This window comes from Paenibacillus azoreducens (assembly GCF_021654775.1).
GTDB lineage: Bacteria > Bacillota > Bacilli > Paenibacillales > Paenibacillaceae > Paenibacillus_AQ > Paenibacillus_AQ azoreducens.
In genome coordinates this window covers 5,037,686-5,053,935 of sequence record NZ_AP025343.1, presented here as the reverse complement: position 1 = coordinate 5,053,935, position 16,250 = coordinate 5,037,686, and the positions used below count along the sequence as shown (strand labels likewise).

At 48.0% G+C, this 16,250-nt stretch carries 29 protein-coding genes; 27 read left to right on the top strand and 2 right to left on the bottom strand.

Annotation, left to right across the window (positions count from 1 at the left end):
* Positions 1-49 precede the first annotated feature (49 nt).
* The 26 genes from L6442_RS22400 (at position 50) to L6442_RS22275 (ending at position 14,864) form a co-directional block, all read left to right on the top strand.
* Entirely contained in the window at positions 50-307 is a 258-nt protein-coding gene (locus tag L6442_RS22400; protein ID WP_212958363.1) for a hypothetical protein, read from the top strand.
* The gene (locus L6442_RS22395) at positions 304-2,391 is read left to right on the top strand and encodes an ATP-binding protein (RefSeq protein ID WP_212978752.1); all 2,088 of its coding nucleotides are present in this window, start codon (positions 304-306) and stop codon (positions 2,389-2,391) included. The genes L6442_RS22400 and L6442_RS22395 overlap by 4 nt, the downstream gene beginning before the upstream one ends.
* Complete coding sequence (locus L6442_RS22390) at positions 2,392-3,303, top strand: recombinase RecT (RefSeq protein WP_212978751.1); 912 nt, start codon at positions 2,392-2,394, stop codon at positions 3,301-3,303.
* The gene (locus L6442_RS22385; RefSeq protein ID WP_212958369.1) at positions 3,300-4,007 is read left to right on the top strand and encodes an MBL fold metallo-hydrolase; all 708 of its coding nucleotides are present in this window, start codon (positions 3,300-3,302) and stop codon (positions 4,005-4,007) included. The genes L6442_RS22390 and L6442_RS22385 overlap by 4 nt, the downstream gene beginning before the upstream one ends.
* A 184-nt stretch (positions 4,008-4,191) precedes the next feature.
* On the top strand, positions 4,192-4,797 hold the full coding sequence (locus L6442_RS22380; protein WP_237100045.1) for a 3'-5' exonuclease: 606 nt from the start codon (positions 4,192-4,194) through the stop codon (positions 4,795-4,797).
* Positions 4,787-4,999, top strand: coding sequence for a hypothetical protein (locus L6442_RS22375; protein WP_237100044.1), 213 nt, complete (start codon positions 4,787-4,789; stop codon positions 4,997-4,999). Before L6442_RS22380 ends, L6442_RS22375 begins: the two co-directional genes overlap by 11 nt.
* Complete coding sequence (locus tag L6442_RS22370) at positions 4,996-5,265, top strand: hypothetical protein (RefSeq protein WP_212978749.1); 270 nt, start codon at positions 4,996-4,998, stop codon at positions 5,263-5,265. Before L6442_RS22375 ends, L6442_RS22370 begins: the two co-directional genes overlap by 4 nt.
* On the top strand, positions 5,262-5,543 hold the full coding sequence (locus L6442_RS22365; RefSeq protein WP_212978748.1) for a hypothetical protein: 282 nt from the start codon (positions 5,262-5,264) through the stop codon (positions 5,541-5,543). The genes L6442_RS22370 and L6442_RS22365 overlap by 4 nt, the downstream gene beginning before the upstream one ends.
* Before the next feature lie 16 nt (positions 5,544-5,559).
* Entirely contained in the window at positions 5,560-6,504 is a 945-nt protein-coding gene (locus L6442_RS22360) for a hypothetical protein (RefSeq protein WP_212978747.1), read from the top strand.
* Positions 6,482-6,817, top strand: coding sequence for a replicative helicase loader/inhibitor (locus L6442_RS22355; protein WP_212978746.1), 336 nt, complete (start codon positions 6,482-6,484; stop codon positions 6,815-6,817). Before L6442_RS22360 ends, L6442_RS22355 begins: the two co-directional genes overlap by 23 nt.
* A complete protein-coding gene (dnaB, locus tag L6442_RS22350; RefSeq protein ID WP_212978745.1) occupies positions 6,795-8,222 on the top strand; it encodes a replicative DNA helicase in 1,428 nt (475 codons plus the stop codon). The genes L6442_RS22355 and dnaB overlap by 23 nt, the downstream gene beginning before the upstream one ends.
* Positions 8,223-8,233: 11 nt before the next feature.
* Positions 8,234-8,401, top strand: a complete 168-nt coding sequence (locus L6442_RS22345) for a DUF6906 family protein (protein WP_212978744.1) — start codon at positions 8,234-8,236, stop codon at positions 8,399-8,401.
* Positions 8,401-8,589: a hypothetical protein gene (locus L6442_RS22340; protein ID WP_212978743.1), complete on the top strand. Its 189-nt coding sequence runs from the start codon at positions 8,401-8,403 to the stop codon at positions 8,587-8,589. Before L6442_RS22345 ends, L6442_RS22340 begins: the two co-directional genes overlap by 1 nt.
* Before the next feature lie 119 nt (positions 8,590-8,708).
* Positions 8,709-9,122 carry a RusA family crossover junction endodeoxyribonuclease gene (locus L6442_RS22335; protein WP_212978742.1) on the top strand — a complete coding sequence of 138 codons (414 nt, stop codon included), beginning with the start codon at positions 8,709-8,711 and terminating at the stop codon, positions 9,120-9,122.
* A gap of 25 nt (positions 9,123-9,147) precedes the next feature.
* Positions 9,148-10,008, top strand: a complete 861-nt coding sequence (locus tag L6442_RS22330) for a hypothetical protein (RefSeq protein WP_212978741.1) — start codon at positions 9,148-9,150, stop codon at positions 10,006-10,008.
* A 94-nt stretch (positions 10,009-10,102) separates the two neighbouring features.
* Positions 10,103-10,339 carry a hypothetical protein gene (locus L6442_RS22325; RefSeq protein ID WP_212978740.1) on the top strand — a complete coding sequence of 79 codons (237 nt, stop codon included), beginning with the start codon at positions 10,103-10,105 and terminating at the stop codon, positions 10,337-10,339.
* Entirely contained in the window at positions 10,339-11,133 is a 795-nt protein-coding gene (locus tag L6442_RS22320; protein ID WP_212978739.1) for an HNH endonuclease signature motif containing protein, read from the top strand. Before L6442_RS22325 ends, L6442_RS22320 begins: the two co-directional genes overlap by 1 nt.
* Before the next feature lie 8 nt (positions 11,134-11,141).
* Positions 11,142-11,456, top strand: a complete 315-nt coding sequence (locus L6442_RS22315; protein WP_212978738.1) for a hypothetical protein — start codon at positions 11,142-11,144, stop codon at positions 11,454-11,456.
* Between the two features lie 15 nt (positions 11,457-11,471).
* Entirely contained in the window at positions 11,472-11,696 is a 225-nt protein-coding gene (locus tag L6442_RS22310) for a LexA family protein (protein ID WP_237100043.1), read from the top strand.
* Between the two features lie 19 nt (positions 11,697-11,715).
* Entirely contained in the window at positions 11,716-12,168 is a 453-nt protein-coding gene (locus tag L6442_RS22305) for an ASCH domain-containing protein (RefSeq protein ID WP_212978737.1), read from the top strand.
* Entirely contained in the window at positions 12,165-12,566 is a 402-nt protein-coding gene (locus L6442_RS22300) for a hypothetical protein (RefSeq protein ID WP_212978736.1), read from the top strand. The genes L6442_RS22305 and L6442_RS22300 overlap by 4 nt, the downstream gene beginning before the upstream one ends.
* Positions 12,547-12,705, top strand: coding sequence for a hypothetical protein (locus L6442_RS22295; RefSeq protein WP_212978735.1), 159 nt, complete (start codon positions 12,547-12,549; stop codon positions 12,703-12,705). The genes L6442_RS22300 and L6442_RS22295 overlap by 20 nt, the downstream gene beginning before the upstream one ends.
* A 98-nt stretch (positions 12,706-12,803) precedes the next feature.
* Positions 12,804-12,980, top strand: coding sequence for a hypothetical protein (locus tag L6442_RS22290; protein WP_212978734.1), 177 nt, complete (start codon positions 12,804-12,806; stop codon positions 12,978-12,980).
* 136 nt (positions 12,981-13,116) lie between these two features.
* Complete coding sequence (locus L6442_RS22285; protein ID WP_212978733.1) at positions 13,117-13,617, top strand: hypothetical protein; 501 nt, start codon at positions 13,117-13,119, stop codon at positions 13,615-13,617.
* 498 nt (positions 13,618-14,115) lie between these two features.
* Positions 14,116-14,484, top strand: a complete 369-nt coding sequence (locus L6442_RS22280; protein ID WP_212978732.1) for a hypothetical protein — start codon at positions 14,116-14,118, stop codon at positions 14,482-14,484.
* A 59-nt stretch (positions 14,485-14,543) separates the two neighbouring features.
* On the top strand, positions 14,544-14,864 hold the full coding sequence (locus L6442_RS22275; RefSeq protein WP_212978731.1) for a hypothetical protein: 321 nt from the start codon (positions 14,544-14,546) through the stop codon (positions 14,862-14,864).
* Positions 14,865-14,884: 20 nt separating this feature from the next.
* Here L6442_RS22275 and L6442_RS22270 read toward each other — a convergent pair whose 3' ends face one another.
* Both L6442_RS22270 and L6442_RS22265 read right to left on the bottom strand, forming a co-directional pair.
* Entirely contained in the window at positions 14,885-15,283 is a 399-nt protein-coding gene (locus L6442_RS22270) for a type II toxin-antitoxin system HicB family antitoxin (RefSeq protein ID WP_212978730.1), read from the bottom strand.
* Positions 15,284-15,339: 56 nt separating this feature from the next.
* On the bottom strand, positions 15,340-15,555 hold the full coding sequence (locus L6442_RS22265; RefSeq protein WP_212978729.1) for a type II toxin-antitoxin system HicA family toxin: 216 nt from the start codon (positions 15,553-15,555) through the stop codon (positions 15,340-15,342).
* A 336-nt stretch (positions 15,556-15,891) separates the two neighbouring features.
* Between L6442_RS22265 and L6442_RS22260 the strand changes: the two genes are divergently transcribed.
* Complete coding sequence (locus L6442_RS22260) at positions 15,892-16,221, top strand: hypothetical protein (RefSeq protein WP_212978728.1); 330 nt, start codon at positions 15,892-15,894, stop codon at positions 16,219-16,221.
* Positions 16,222-16,250 lie beyond the last annotated feature (29 nt).

Here is a 16,250-nt window from a genome sequence, read left to right as displayed (position 1 = left end):
CCCCATGATAGCAGATGGGGGCGTATCACACAAGAGGGAGCGATTGGCCATGGGAGCAGCAATGTCGCTTGATATTACTGGCGAACGCATCGAAGCAGCGGTGCAGCCTAAACGCATGTATACCCCGACGATCCTGTCGGTCCGTGCCCAAAGCGGCACAGTAGAGATTCACCTGAACGACGAGCAGTTGGCCGAGATTGAATTTGCAATCCGCCAGCATTTGGATAGCGTCCGTTACCCAGAAGAACCGCAAGAAACCGTGGAAGACGTTAAATTGGAATATTCCATTAAGGAGGGAATCGCTTGAAGAAAATCGTTCTGGAACGCCTGACGTTCCGTAATTTTAAAGGATTCCGTGAATTTGTTCTCGACGCCAACGGCGGGAACGCGGATGCCTATGGCGATAATGCAACGGGCAAAACGACTCTGTTTGATGGCTTCACTTGGCTCTTGTTCGGAAAAGATAGCGCTAACCGATCTGAACAGAAATTTGAAATAAAGGAACTGGACAAGGCCGGTAACGTTGTACGGCATGGCCTCGATCATGAAGTTGAGGGAGTCCTCTTGGTCAATCAGCGTCGCCGGACGTTCCGGAGAGTGTTCAGCGAAAAATGGACACAGAAACGAGGGTCAGCCACCTCCGTGTTCGACGGTCATACAACAAACTATTTTGTAGACGGGGTTCCTGTTAAGGAAAAAGAATACAGGGCTGAAGTTGATGCTTTGATTAGCGAGGACGTTTTCAAGCTTCTGACGAGCCCTTCTTACTTTAACGAGGTGTTGAAGCCGGAAGCCCGCCGAAAAGTGCTGCTGGAGGTCTGTGGAGATATGACGGATGCGGAGATCATTGCCAGCAACAAAGAGCTAACTCCATTGGCTGCCATTTTGGAGGAGCGGACCGTTGAAAAGCACAAGCAGTCGATTAAATCAGCGCTTGCGGAGATCAATAAGGAAATAAAAGAGATCCCGACAAGGATTGACGAGAAGTATCGTGATATGCCGGACGTTTCCGATCTGGATGCTGAATTGATCCAGGAAGACATCGAAACGCTTCGCAGCAGGATAGACGCCAAGGCCGCTGAACTACAACGTATTCAATCCGGCGGGGAGTTGTCGGCCAAGGAGATCCGTCTGCGTGAGATAAACGCCGAGCTGACGGACATCAAACACCGAGTCCAAGCGGATGGATTACAAGCCGTTAACGAGCAAAGAGAGCGATTGATGCAACTGCGCGGCGAAGCATCCGAGTTGCAAGCGCGAATTTCTGCCGGGCAGCGTGAGATTGAACAGCACAAGCGACAAATCGCAAGAGCTGAGAGCCAAGCGGAACGGCTGCGGGAGGAATGGCATGCTGCTAATGGGTTGGAGTTCCCCGCCCATCAGCATGAGCATGGCGCCAACTGCCCAACATGCGGGCAGGCATTGCCAGCCGATCAAGTACAGGCTGCGCAGGACAAAGCGCTGGCCGATTTTAATCGCGACAAGTCCAGACGACTCGAACGGATCTCGGCAGAGGGAAAAGCAGCTGCTGAAGAGGTTAGAAGTCTGAAGCACTCCATGTTTGATTTGGAGGAAAGTTTAACCGCCTTGGAGGAAAAATTGGCGGTGAAACAAGGGGAGGTAACCGAAGCTGAAGCAAAGCTGATTGAGCTGCAGGCAGCCGTTTCCGATCCGGCCGACGATCCAGAGTATCAAGCCAAACAAAAGGAAGCCGAGATCGTACGCTCTGAAATTGAGCAGCTTCGGTCTTCCGCATCCGACGCTGCAAGCAAGGTTCAAGCCGAAATCAGGTTGCTAAGGGATCAAGTCAGCGAGCTCGAATCGGATAAGTCGAAAATTGCTGCAGCAGTCGCAATTGAAAATCGAATCGCCGAATTGACTGAACAGGAGCGCAAACTTGCTGCCGAATACGAGCGGCTGCAGCATGAGCTCTACTTGACGGAGGAGTTTACGCGGACCAAGGTTTCCGCACTCGAGTCCAAAATCAACAACAAATTCAAATACGCCCGGTTCCGGCTGTTTGAAGAACAACTCAATGGCGGCCTGAACGATGTCTGCAAGACGCTTTATAACGGCGTTCCATACGACGGCGGCCTCAACAATGCCGCACAGATTAATGTAGGTCTGGACATCATAAATACCCTTAGCGAGCATTACGGCTTCTCGGCGCCGATCTTTATCGATAACGCCGAATCGGTAACGCAGCTGATTGATACGGATGCCCAGGTGATTAGATTAATAGTTCCTCCGACATTTGATAGTTTGCCAGATGAGACGAAGGACGAACTGATCAAACTCCATGGAAGTTATGAAGAGGCAAGTGCTGTTTGGAAAGATAAAAATAAGAAGCTGCGCATCGTACCACACAACAACATGCAGGAGGCGATCTAATTGAGTTCACAATTGGCATTGGTAAAACGCGACACAGTCGACGTGGTTGCCGATAAAGTGAGGAAGTTTCAGGAACGCGGGGAGATTCATTTCCCCGCCAACTACAGCCCGGAAAATGCTATGAAGTCTGCCTGGCTGCTGCTTCAAAGCGTTCAGACCAAAGATAACAAACCAGTTCTGGAAGCATGTACTCGGGACAGCATTGCGAATGCGTTGCTTGATATGGTTGTTCAAGGCTTGAATCCTGCGAAAAAACAAGGATATTTCATCCCCTACGGTAAAAATTTGACCTTTCAGCGGAGTTACTTCGGCACAATGGCCGTCACTAAAAGAGTGACAGGTGCCGAAGATATTGACGCCCAAATCATTTATGAGGGCGACGAGTTCGAATTTGAAGTAATTCGTGGCCGAAAGAAGATTACGAAACACAAGACCGCATTTTCCAACATTGATGATAACAAAATTGCTGGGGCTTATTGCACGATCTATTGGGCAGATGGCCGCGAGTACACCGAGATCATGACGATCAAGGAGATCCGACAAGCGTGGAAAAAATCTAGACAAAACCCGGATAAAGAGGGGAGTACCCATAATGAATTTCCGGGGGAGATGGCTAAGCGAACCGTGATCAATCGTGCATGTAAGGCTTACATGAACACCTCAGATGACGGCAGCCTGGTTATGACACACTTCAATCGTCAGGATGAGGCTATCGCTGAGGCAGAAATGGAGGCAGAGATAGCAGCTAATGCGAATGGGGAAATCATCGACATAACTCCTCCCGTTTCAGAAAAGGTAGAACAGGGTCAATCACAAGCGTCGCCTGAGGAGCCTAAAGAGATGAGATTCGACGATTTCTCTGATGATATTCCACCAGTGAGGCAGGCTGGAAACGGCCCTGATTCCTGGTGATCGATATAAAATGTCTCGGCTCAAGCAGCGCCGGCAATGCCTACCATATAACGGATGGGCATACGGCTCTGCTGCTGGAAGCCGGCTTTCCTTATAAAGCCCTTCAGCGGGCACTTAATTTCCGGATGTCGGAGATTTCTGGCTGTCTTATCACTCATGAGCATCTGGATCACAGCAAGGCTGCCAAGGATGTCATGAAGGCCGGCATCAATGTTTATACCAGCCAAGGCACCGCTGATGCCCGGGGGCTGTCAGGGCATCGCTTGAAGATTATCAGAGCTATGGAACAGTTTCAGATCGGCACTTGGTCGATCCTGCCATTTGATATACAGCACGACGTCGAGGAGCCGCTGGGGTTCCTACTGGCCAATACGGCAGGGGACAAGCTTGTCTTTCTAACGGACACCTATTACTGCCGGCATCGTTTCCGGGATCTAACCCACATCATGGTGGAATGCAATTATTCGATGGACATCGTAAGGGAACGGGTGGCGTCCGGCCACCTGCATCCAGGACAAATGAAACGACTGCTGAAGTCGCACTTTGGTCTGGAACATGTAAAAGATTTCTTGAAAGCCAATGATACCCGCAAAGTCAAAGAGATTTGGCTGTTGCACTTATCGGACGGCAACAGCGATGAAAAACGCTTCAAGCGAGAGATCCAGGAAGTGACTGGCAAACTGGTCCGGGTGGCTGGCCGATGATCGGGGAGAAGCCATTAATGCGCAGCATGATGGGGGAACGGATCTGGAAGCTTATGCGAGAAGATCGAGACTTGTTCCAACAGGAGACGCGGGCATATTTCGCCCGGGCATACCCCGGATGGACGGTTGTAAAAGTGAAATATCCGATTGTGTTCCTACGGGACGATAGGGGGAGATAATTTTGTTGTCTGATGTTACTGTGTTTGATTTTGAAACGACGGGAGTCAACCCTGCAAACGACCGCATCATTGAAGTAGCTGCGATCCGCTGCATTGATGGACAAATTGTGAGCCAGTTTCAGACGCTGGTCAAGCTGGATGGGGAGCTCCCGACAAAAATCACTGAGATTACGGGCATTACTGATGCCGATCTGGCAGGCGGGATGGATGAGGACATTGCTTTTAAGGTTCTTCGTAATCTTGCCAAGGACAGTTTACTGGTGGCGCACAATGCTGCTTTTGACCTGGCTTTCCTACATTATTGGATGCAGCGCACTGGCGGGCGAACTTTCCATAATTCCTTCATTGATACATGCACGATTTCGCGGGATCGCCATTATTATCCACATAAACTTACAAACATGACAGAGCGTTACGGAATTGATCTTACAGGAGCTCACCGTGCGTTAAACGATGTTATCGGTTGCTGGGAACTGCTTAAAGCCATGCATACTGAAGATCCCGTTAACAAATGGGTGAACAAAATCGGTTACTTGAGCAAATACGGACCACCAAAATGGACGCCGGCATACGCTGAGCTCATTCCGATGACCAACCGCTATGAAAATTGAGCAAATGGACTTATTCGATTCATTTGAACAGCAGCCTACGAAATTCGTGGGAAAGCCGGTGCTGAATGGCATGTACTATGAAAGATCAACAGGCTTGTTTGTCTCCTTTGTACGCGGCCGCCGGCACTTTGAGGTAACGCCGGGCCGCTGCTTGGGGGACAAGGACTGGAAAGAAAAAACGATGCGGGAGCGTGCGATATGAGCCATAACAATCTGAAAAATATCGAACCAAGAGCAGAAATCCAATGGTTCGCCCAGCAAATGGAAACAAAGCTCCGGGAGAACGACTGGAAAGGCGGCTGGAAGGACTGCAGGATTCAATACCTTTTAGAAAAGTTAGATGAAGAGGTTCACGAATTATCGGGTTGCATTTCCAACGAAGAGGCCATCAAAGAGGCAGCAGATGTCGCTAATATCGCTATGATGATTGCCGATCTTTGCCGGGAAGAAAAGGGGCGTGCGATATGAGTCAAATGACTGCTGACGAACTGAATCTGCAAACTGAGCAGATCATGGATGTTTTGAAGGAACAATGGGAGAAAGCAGCTGGGGCAGGAGAAGAACAGTTGCTACACTTTTTCACAGCTGCTGCCTATACCTTGGGAAGCTTCGTTCCGTTCTCGATGGGTCCGGAGGGATTTGGTCCTATGACGATGAAGCTCTTTGATTCTTTGACCAATGGGATTCAGTTAGGAATGCAGGCTGCTGGAGTTGAGGGAACGATGATCAAAATAGTCAAAGAATGATTTAGGGGATGAGCATATGCCCGAAGGCAGTTACCCTTTTCCGATTTATTCCGGATTACTGGAGCCAGAACATTATAAGAAAATAGGCAGCGCGATATGGCTTTTCCTTTGGTGCGTGAGTTCCACGACAGCAGAGAGAGAGGAGAAGGGAACGGTCTGGGGCATCGTCCTTGGGAACAAGCCTATGAAGCTATCAGAGATATCTGAAAGGTTCGGAGTCAACGATAAAACTGTGAGTCGCTGGTTGGACACCTTAGAAGCGCATCATTACATACAAGTGACCAGGGCTCCAAGAGGTTTAATCCTTTGGGTCAGAAACTCCAAAAAGAAAAAGGACAAATATGTCCGATCACAACCGAGTGAACAGACAGAAATGTCTGATCACATTGATGATGATAAGACAAAAATGTCCGATCAGTTGGGCAGTGAACAGACAAATATGTCCGATCATGAGCAAAATTTGGCCAGTGATCGGACAGAAATGTCTGATCTAAAAGATATTAAAGATCTTACTACTACTCCTCCTACTACTGGGACGGAATGGTTTGAGGATGATAATCCTGATCCAGAGGCGGACGGGATGATCGCCATTTTAAACGCATATTGCAAATTGCATAGCAAACTTGATTTCCACGTTAAGCCACGGGAACGCGAAGCCATGGGTCGGATGGTCGCCGGGGGGATGCCGGTACCCTTTACCATCTCAACTATGGAGAGCCTGCTTCAGGCCAAGCGTGAACGTGAGGGCAACACATTTAAGATGCCAACGAGCTTTTTATACTACGAAGACGCAATAAACGAGGCTTGGCAAAACTCCCAAACTACCAGCCCGCCGATGACTGGAGTCGCCCAGGGAGCGCCAACTGCCTCGAAACGCATGACCAAGCAGCAGCGTGCCATTAATGATCTTCGTAGACGCGCAGAGGAGGAAAGACGACGTGAACAAAGCAGAGGTTATTGACCTTTTTATCGAGATCAAAAGGGAGTATCCGAACTTTGATGACAGTGACGAGAACATTGATCGCCACCTGAAATATCTCATGGATTTCCCGTTTGATACAGCGTTGTGTAATGTCGAGCATCATATCAAGACAAATAAATGGCCACCAGGCATCGCTGAAATCCGGGGGAGACTGGGGGAACAGATCGAGCGAGACCGCATGCGGACAGTAACCGAGGAATACTTCGCAGAGCGTGCCCGAGCGCGGCAAGAGGCCTGCCCACCGCCGCCAGGTTGGAAGGAGGAAGTGTATGCCAAACTCGGCCGCCGTTGATGACTTACTGACCAACATGCCGCACGACTTGGCCGCCGAAGCTTCTGTGCTAGGGTCCATTCTGATCGATCCAGATAAAATCGAGCACGTTGATACACTCCCGTCAGCGGCTTTCTATCACGCAGGCAACAAGATTATTTTCGAGGGCATGATGGATTTGCACAAGGATAGCAAGCCGATCGATCTTGTTACGCTAACGTCCCTTTTGTCAGACAAGGGTCAGATTGAAGATGTCGGTGGCGTAAGCTACCTTTCCAAGCTTGCCCGGAGTGTGCCAACGACGGCCAATATCGAGTCCTATATCGCCGCACTGAAAGAAAAATATACACGTCGAGAATACATCAGGTCAAACATGGCCGGTATTCAAGCGGCTATGTCAGGCCAGGACATCCAGAGTTTAATTTCTTCGGCGGAAATGGCTGCAACAAAGTTGGCTGATCAGGCAGCTCCGCCCCAAGATTTCCGGCGCATCGATAACGTTCTTGTTGAGGTAATCGAGTCGACGGAAACAAAGGCGGAAGTCTATAAGACAGGGGAAGTAACTGGGCAACAAACCGGATATACCGATCTGGATGCGATCACAGCAGGCTTGCAAAAAAGCGATTTGATTATCGTAGCTGCTCGACCGTCCGTAGGGAAAACGGCATTCGCACTGAACGTTGCTCAAAATGTGGCTGTCCGAATCGAGGAACCAGTAGCAATCTTCAGTCTGGAGATGTCCGCAGCGCAGCTTGTAACCCGGATGGTAAGCGCCGAAGGTAACATCGAGGCGAGCAAGCTGAGAATGGGCGATATGGGGTCAGAGGACTGGACCAAGATGGCGGACGCAGCCGGAAAGCTCGGACAGACCAACATCCGAATCGACGACACTCCAGGCATTACGGTTCACGAAATAAGAGCAAAATGCCGGAGACTGAAGAAACAGGAAGGGCTCGGGCTTATTGTTATCGATTACCTGCAGCTGATTGCCGGATCCGGAAAGGGCCGCGGCTCGGAGAACCGTCAGCAGGAAGTTTCCGAGATTTCCCGGATGCTCAAAACCTTGGCCCGCGAGCTGGATGTGCCGGTTATTGCCTTGTCACAGCTCAGCCGGGGCGTCGAACAGCGCCAGGACAAGCGTCCGATGATGTCCGATCTGCGGGAATCCGGATCGATCGAGCAGGATGCCGATATCGTAGCCTTCCTGTACCGCGATGATTATTACAACCAGGAATCCGAGAAGAAGAACATCATCGAAATCATCATTGCCAAGCAACGGAACGGCCCGGTTGGAACGGTCGAACTGGTCTTCTTAAAGCAGTTCAACAAATTTGTTAACTACGAGCGGATTCATGTCGACCCGGGGCCGCAGCCGCCACCGAAGCAGAAGAAGGTTACGAATATCAATCAGCGTCGCTGGGCGTAGGGGGATTGGATATGGGGAAGCAAACACGGCCGGCAAGGCCTACACGCAAGCAAAAGGCAGAAATGAAAGCTTGGAAGCTTGTTCCTGAAGACTGGTTGGTTGAACAGGATACGCCGACAGAGATGATATTGGTAAGCAAAGACGCTCTTAAGAAAAAAGTCATCAGGAGAGGAGCATAATGAGCGATACATGGGGCAAGTGGAGCGTGTATGAATACATGCGCCAGATGTACATGCGTGCCGGAACGATACCGGAGTGGCAGGAGCTTCGGTCCGTTTTTCCGGAGATGCGTTGGGCTGAAATCCGGGAAGGTATCGAAGAGTTTGAACGGTTCCTTGGGATCGGAGGTGGGCAGCGTGCGCAGTGATGTTCGGATCGATCCATTCTTTCAAGATAAACCGTGGGAAATCATTTATGACAGCACTGGCAAGCAGATCGGGGAAGTATATGTGCTTTGGGGAGTGGCAAGGAAGGAGGCGACGCCATATGATCCAGTTCACGGTATACGGCGAACCAGTCGCTCAGGGAAGACCAAGAGCATCAACCGCCGGCGGATTCGTTAAGCTCTATGATCCAGCCAAGTCCCGGGACTATAAAGATTATGTCCGGCTGGCTGCAGCTGAATATGCGCCGCCTTCGCTGCTCGAAGGACCGATCGGGATGATGCTCACTATTTACCGATCGATGCCTAAGAGCTTCAGCAAAAAGAAGGTAGCAGCCGCAGAGGCTGGGGAATTGCGGCCGACCACAAAGCCGGATGTCGACAATTACCTGAAGGGCGTAAAGGATGCCCTTAAAGGAGTCATCTGGAAGGATGACAGCCAGGTCGTTGAGGTTTTTGCTCAAAAGAGATATAGCAACAAGCCGCGTATTGAAGTAAAGATCAAGGACTTATCTTAAATCTATAGAGGGGATAGTGATCGATATGGGACAAAACTTTGTGAAGCTTACAGGAGAATTGGCGAAGGGCATCAAAATCGGGGAGTCGACTATTGAGGTTAAACTTGTCTTTCCGCTCAAAGCTTCTTTACCGCATTTGGTGTTTTTGAGTAACAACCAAGGTGAAGAAATCAATGTGTATCTGGGTGACCCACAAATGTCATTCAATTTTGAAGAAGAGGATATGTACAAACCTTACACCGGTGGCCGCCAAGTTACTGCGGACGCTTCAGGGGTAGTCACTTCTGTCCAAAAGCCTGATGAACAAAAGGACGAAAACCAAACCGAATTATCCATCGATGGAACTGTACCGAGTGCCAACGTCGGAGGGGATGACGACGTTCAGGGCGGGGAGCAGCCAGAGGAACATAGTGAGGACAAGCAATCAGAAGATGATGAGCTTGACGATTTCGAAAGAGAAATCATGGGCGATGGTGGCAATGAACAGGACAGCAGCGGATCGGACCTCCCTGAATGGATGCAGGAAACAGATGATGTGGACGACAGTTCCGGATCCGGAGAGATGGACTTTGAAAACGAGGGCAATTCTGCCGATCCTCAAGAAAATGATCAAGACGAAGAGCAGCAGGAGGCAGGTTCTGCCGATACTACTTCGACAGGCGCAGTTAATCCGAAGGAATTGGAAAGCTTTATTTTGCAGCAGCAGCCGACCTTTGAAGACATTCCTTACGACTTCCCTGAACTGTTGAGACAGCGCAAAGAAGAAGGTAAAACGTGGATGGATATTTCAAAAGAGATGGGTGTTCCAAGCACACAGATCAGCTCGAAATATTCGGTTTATAAAAAACGTGTGGCCAAGATGATGCAAGGCGGGGGAGCGGCGTAAGCCGCTTCCTTCCATACCCCGGTTAAGCGGATCCGGGCGGGCCCATTATGGCCGTGTTTACCAAACGATGATCTTATTTTATGGGGGATTGAATATGCGAAATACGTTAGGGGATTTGAACAACCATTTATTTGCACAACTTGAGCGCTTAAGTGACGAGGAACTGACCGGAGAAAAATTGGCAGACGAAATCAACAGAGCGAAAGCCGTGACAAGTGTAGCATCGCAGATCATTGCAAATGGAACCCTTGTTTTAGAGGGAATTAAGCTTACCGATGACAGACTGAACGCAAACACAAAGGTTCCTAAAATGCTTGAAGGTGGCAGCTAATGCATCGTTGGACTGATGAGCAGAAACTGTATATTCGTGAGATAGCCCAAGGCAGGTACAACTCTGAAATTGCTGATTTGGTTAATGCTAGGTTTGGAACTGAAATCTCTGAGGGACAAATTAAAAACTTTAAGGCTAATCACAAGATAAAGAGCGATCTCCCCAAGAGAAGACGGACAATACCGCAAAGCCTTTTATCAGATGAGCAAGCGGAATTCGTTATTAGACACGTTAGAGGCTTGTCTAACCTTGAATTGACCAATCTTGTGAATGAGACCTTTAACCTGAACCTCACATCAAAGCAAATTAAAACATGGAAGCAAAACCACGGATTATCAAGCGGATTGAGAGGATCTGAAGGACATGCGCCTCCCAACAAAGGAACAAAGGGATTATATAATGTCGGTGGCAATCGTACTTCATTTAAGAAGGGTCAGCCGGCGCTGAATTACAAACCCGTGGGCAGTGAGCGCATCGATCGGGATGGATATACGCTGATCAAAGTTTCAGATGAGGGCCCTTGGCATAAGCGGTGGAGGCACAAGCACAAGGTTGTGTGGGAAGAGAAGCATGGTTCCATTCCGAAAGGGCATGTAATTCTCTTCGCAGACCAAAATAAACGCAATATCGATCCAGATAATTTGATTCTGATCAAGCAAAGTCAGCTTTCGGTCCTGAATAAAAAGGGCTTACTTCACAATGACGCGGAGCTGACAAGGACGGGAATCATACTGGCCGACATCTATAGAAAAATAGGGCAAAGTAAACGGAAACTCAGTAACTCTAAGAGGTGATGGGGATATTGGACTACTTTTATCGAGGCTCTTCATATGCTGTCACAGCCAGCAAGCCTGAAATGCTCCAACATGCCGAGGAAATAAAATCTCTCATAAGCACCTGTAATCAAGATATCGAATTGATTGCAGTAAACAAATTATATAAATGGAGTTTCGTCGGTAAAATCGAAGGTAAGCTGCATATGTTCCTTGCCCTGCCACAGAAAGCACAGATTCGCAGAGAGTATGCGTTTGTTGGACGAGCCCGAGACGCATGGGAAGAGGCTACGAATTATGTGAAGATAGACGAACTTACTTTGGGACAGCTGGAATTATTTTAAGGAGATGAATCCCTCATGAAGAACATCAAACCACTTACCAGACGCCAAGCAGAAGTTCTTGAATTCATAAAATCATTCGTTTCAAGTAATGGTTACCCGCCGACGATCCGGGAGATATCCAGGTTTATGAATCATCAATCTCCATCATCGGCATTTAAGCTGCTGGAGCAGCTGGTCAACAAGGGATTTATCAAGAAGGGGCCAGGGCCACGGATGCTGCAGATTCTCAAACAAAAATAAAGTGGGGGGGGTTACCAATTTGAAAGCTATTACAATTCATCAGCCTTGGGCGACGCTGATCGCTATCTTGGAAAAGGGTAACGAAACTCGTGGGTGGGCTACTAAGCACCGCGGACCGATAGCAATTCATGCAGGAAAGAAGATCGATCGGGAAGCATGTGAGGTGCCAGAAATCAAGGCAGCATTAGCGCGGCACGGATACACAGTGGATAACCTTCCGACCGGGGCTGTTTTAGCAATTGCAAACATGACAGAATGCTGGTCAATAGGAACGGACTATCAAAGTGGCATGCCGCTGCTATACAACGGAACGGGCGGGAAAGACAAGCGTGTCAGCCTAAAAGAAGATAAGTTCGGCTATTATTCCCCTGGCCGTTATGCATGGGAAATGGACAATGTCCGCTGGCTATCGGAACCGATCCCAGCGAAGGGACAGCAGGGGCTATGGAACTGGGAAGGAGCGTCGGAATGAGTAGAGACTGGCAACATGATGCGGAATTCCTTGATAAGACAGTTATAGGTTGGGATAGACTCGGAATCAAAACTGATGTGTTAGATATTGCGGTTCATTATCACCAACAATACGCAGCAGAGAAAGCACGTGCTGACAAGGCAGAGGCCGAACTAGAACAAGTGCGTCAATCAACAAGATTCTGGTATATACAACTCAAAAACAAGGAACATTCGCAAAAAGAAGAGTTGCTGGCTGAACATATTATTGAGGTAGAGGACCGGGAACAGAAGCTAAAAGAAAACATCGAAAGAGTGCTAAAGCATGATAATCCATATGGAGCATTGGACATTCTGGAACAAGTCGTTTCCACCCTATACCCAAAGGAGGAAGCTGACCATGCTGGACAAGGGTATTAAAGTCGAAACCTGGTCGCAGGAGAAGCTCGCCGCACACCTGAAGGAAATCGGCGCGGACAAGCCGCCGAAGCCGCGAAATCAGTTGGCTAACGAAATTACTGCTCCAAAGCAGGGGCGCTGGGGGAAATATTTGAAATAGGGGAGATGAACGGATATACCCTTGTAAACCTGATAGACCTGATAAGAGGCAATTACTCAGTAGACACAAAAAGCGAAGGAAGGAAGGAGGGTGAATTGGTGCAGATTAATTTAGATCCGTTTGACATGAAAAAGATTAAGCAAATCGCGGTTATGGAAGGCAAAAACCCGGAGGCGCTATCTGAAAACGATATTTTGGACATCATATCCCATGCTCTTGTTCTCTACAAAGTAGAGTTAGTAGAGCTAAAGGTGAGAAAGAAATCATTGGATTGATGCATAACCATGCCTCTGCCGCCGCGGCGGTGAGTGGAGACAGACATGCAAAGACCCCCAATACCTTGGCCGGCGGCGGGGGTCATTTTGGTAAACCATTCCTCTTGATATTATATCACAAAGGGGATTGAGGGGAATGGCGATGGCATGGGGACCTTGGGAGCAGGGTGAGCTTTTTGCAGAAGCATCAAAAGAGGAAATCCAGCAAGCTGAATTCTACCTCAACAAATACAAAATGATGACCTTGTTCATGAAGGACTTTGAGAATCATGAAAAGGAAATGGCCCAGGTGGCCGTTGATGGTGAAGCAGCCCGCCGGATCGACCAGGAGGATCTGCACGCAGACAAAACAGCTAACGCCGTCATCCTGCAGGAAAAGCAAAAATGGATTTACTCACAATATAGAATATTCACTTCATTGATCAATCGGGCATTCGACCAGATTATCGATGATGAAGTAAGGAAAGCGGTTCAGGTTCGGTTTATTCAGGGACATTCTAGGAGAGACACAATTCTGTTTATGGGTAAAGGGGTTTCTGCTAGCACCGTGGACCGCCGCATTGAAGCCGGCGTCGAATCTATAGCCAACTCGTTAAAGCTGACAGGGTTTTATGATTACATCAAGCAAGAATTTTGACGACAAAGTGATGACGTTGCGGTGCATCTTGGGGAATCCTGACGACCACATGACGAAGTTTCCCTGTTATATTGGTAGTGTAGAAATTAGGCGAGAATGACACGCACGGCTGCACAGGCAGCGGATGACCGGGGCGTACCTCTTCTCGCCTTTTCTATTACACAAGAGCCGGGAAACCGGTAAGCTGCAGCATCATCCACAAAAGTCCGTTGATGTGACTTGCATGCCCCAACGCGAAACTGTCATAGCTTGGGGGTGTGGCAGTGATGAGGCAGGGCTGCAGTTGTTTGTCGCGGCTGTTTGATGGCACGTTTTACGTGTCTTAGGTACGCGAGGGGCAATAACAATGTGGAGAATGGACAAGAGGGCAATAGCCCCGAATCAATGTCCGAATTGGGCTCATTCCGAGCTGGGCGGATTGGCGGTAGACCGCGTGAATAAATTACCGCCTACTATATTTAAAATGGCAATCTTCAAAGTAGGAGGCGGCTTGTTGTTATGAAGCGTTGTGAAGCAAGAGCGATTGAGAACATCCGCAGTATCTTCGGTTTATTCGGACACGATACATACGAAATGACCGATGAAGAATTAAAGGAACGAGTGGCCAAAGCATCAATGGAGATTCGTTCCTTAGGGTTAACCATGGAAGAGGCCAGAACAGCGATTTCTGTACTTACTAATATACCAACTGGATATAGATCAAACATCAATTTAGAAATTAATATTGAAGAGTTTACTTCGTGGATGAAAAAAATAAATATTGATTTTGATGACGTTAAGTTTATGGAAGAATTGGTGAAAATGCATACTGAAACTGACATGAGCAGAGAAGAAGCGTTTTATCAAATGAGGAAGAAATATGAATAGACAAAAACATAGAGTCGCCAATAGGCGGCTTTTTTCATTCCCAGGAAAGGATGATACCAGTGAAAGTAAAATGCAACTCATGTAAAAGAGACTTTAGGGTCGAGAATATTCGAACCGAAGATATGGAGAACGGCGTCGAACGCACATTATTTTCCTGCCCGTTCTGCCGTCGTGAGTACACAGGATTCTATACAGACGATTCTATTCGAAGCCTTCAGAAGAAGATTCAGAAGGCTGTCGCAAAACTTGGCAATGATAACTACGATCAGAAGGTTTTGAAAAAGAGAATCGCTAAACTGCAGCAAAAGATTAAAGGTGAGATCGATGCGCTGAAAGCGAGAATGGAGCCGGCCGATAGCGAGCGGCGTAATTCAGAATAAAGAAAAGAAGCGGCCAGAAATTACAGCCGCTTCTCAATACCTAATGCTTCACGCACGGATTGCTGCAGCAACTGGGAGAAGTTTAATCCTGCATCTTCCCCGGCATCGCGCAGCCATTTTGGCATTGTACAGTTTTTGGTCACCGTCTTATCGTCGGCCGGTGGCATTACGAATACTTCTACATAAATAATTCTGTCGGTCGGCTCTTCTAACTCAATAGCACTGATCTCAGAAGGAACAGGAACAGGTTCGTTGTTGTCGTGCAATTCTTCGATACGATGAATCAACATTACCTTAGCATCTTTAATGCCAGCGACGATTGAAGGAGCTGTAACAGCAGTGCCAGGAAAATCCGGGAAGTACATGCTTACACCGGTTGGTGTTTCTTCAACCACGACTGGATAAATATAATTTGGCATTATTAAGCCTCCTTTGCTTTTTTCGAAGGGAGGATATGGGGGAAGAACATCGGGGGTTAAAACTCAACCCCTGATGTTCGTTCAATGGATTTCAACGTTCCCTTTGCTAGTATGTCGCCGCTAGAGTGAAAAGCTACATCGGCGTACCGCTTTGGGTCGTCCTTGTGTATGTACCGTTGGTGGCTAGTACCTTTGCCGTGATTGGGTGACTTTATGAAACCTTCGGCTTTGAGTGCTTTTAAGACTTCCCGTACGGTACGTTGTTTCCCCATTTGTTTTCTCCCTCCCTTCTGTCTTTATTATAACACGCGTTATTAATGCGCGTCAATAATAAATGCGGATATTTTATGCGTGTTATCCTGTATTAAGAAGGGATGCCGCTTTTTTCTTTTGCTTGTAAGACGAAATAATAGCCTGTTTCAGACATTTCCCTTTATAAGCCCGAATGTAGGCAGATGGAGAGAAAGAGGCAGGAGAGGGCCGCAGATTAGCTGTGCTGCTCTATTTTGCATGCACGTATTTGGAAAACCAACTCAACTCAAATAGAAGTCATAACTTGACCATTAGCGTATATCAATCCATACTGGATGATTAGGGAGATGGTATAAATGAAGATGGAGTTGTATAAAAAGGATGGGGATATTTCAGCATACTACCTACCAGCGGGTGTAATGGATGGAATAACTCTGTTCTTCGCAAAAGGGCAATGGATGTACTTGCAATTAAATCTTACGTCTAGCACTTTGTTCAGCGTCAATTGTGGAATTAATCGAAGCCAAGCGTTAGACTGGCTTTGGGAGTGTGGCAAAAAAATAGTGGAGAGCGATACTGCAAACACGACTGAAAATGTAACTATTACGTCACATGATGTAAGAGATGGCGAACTGATCACTCCATTTAGTAATTTGAGAAGAGATGCGAGTTTGCATTTGGGGTAGGGCAGAAGTAATGACGAGCCTTTCATGGG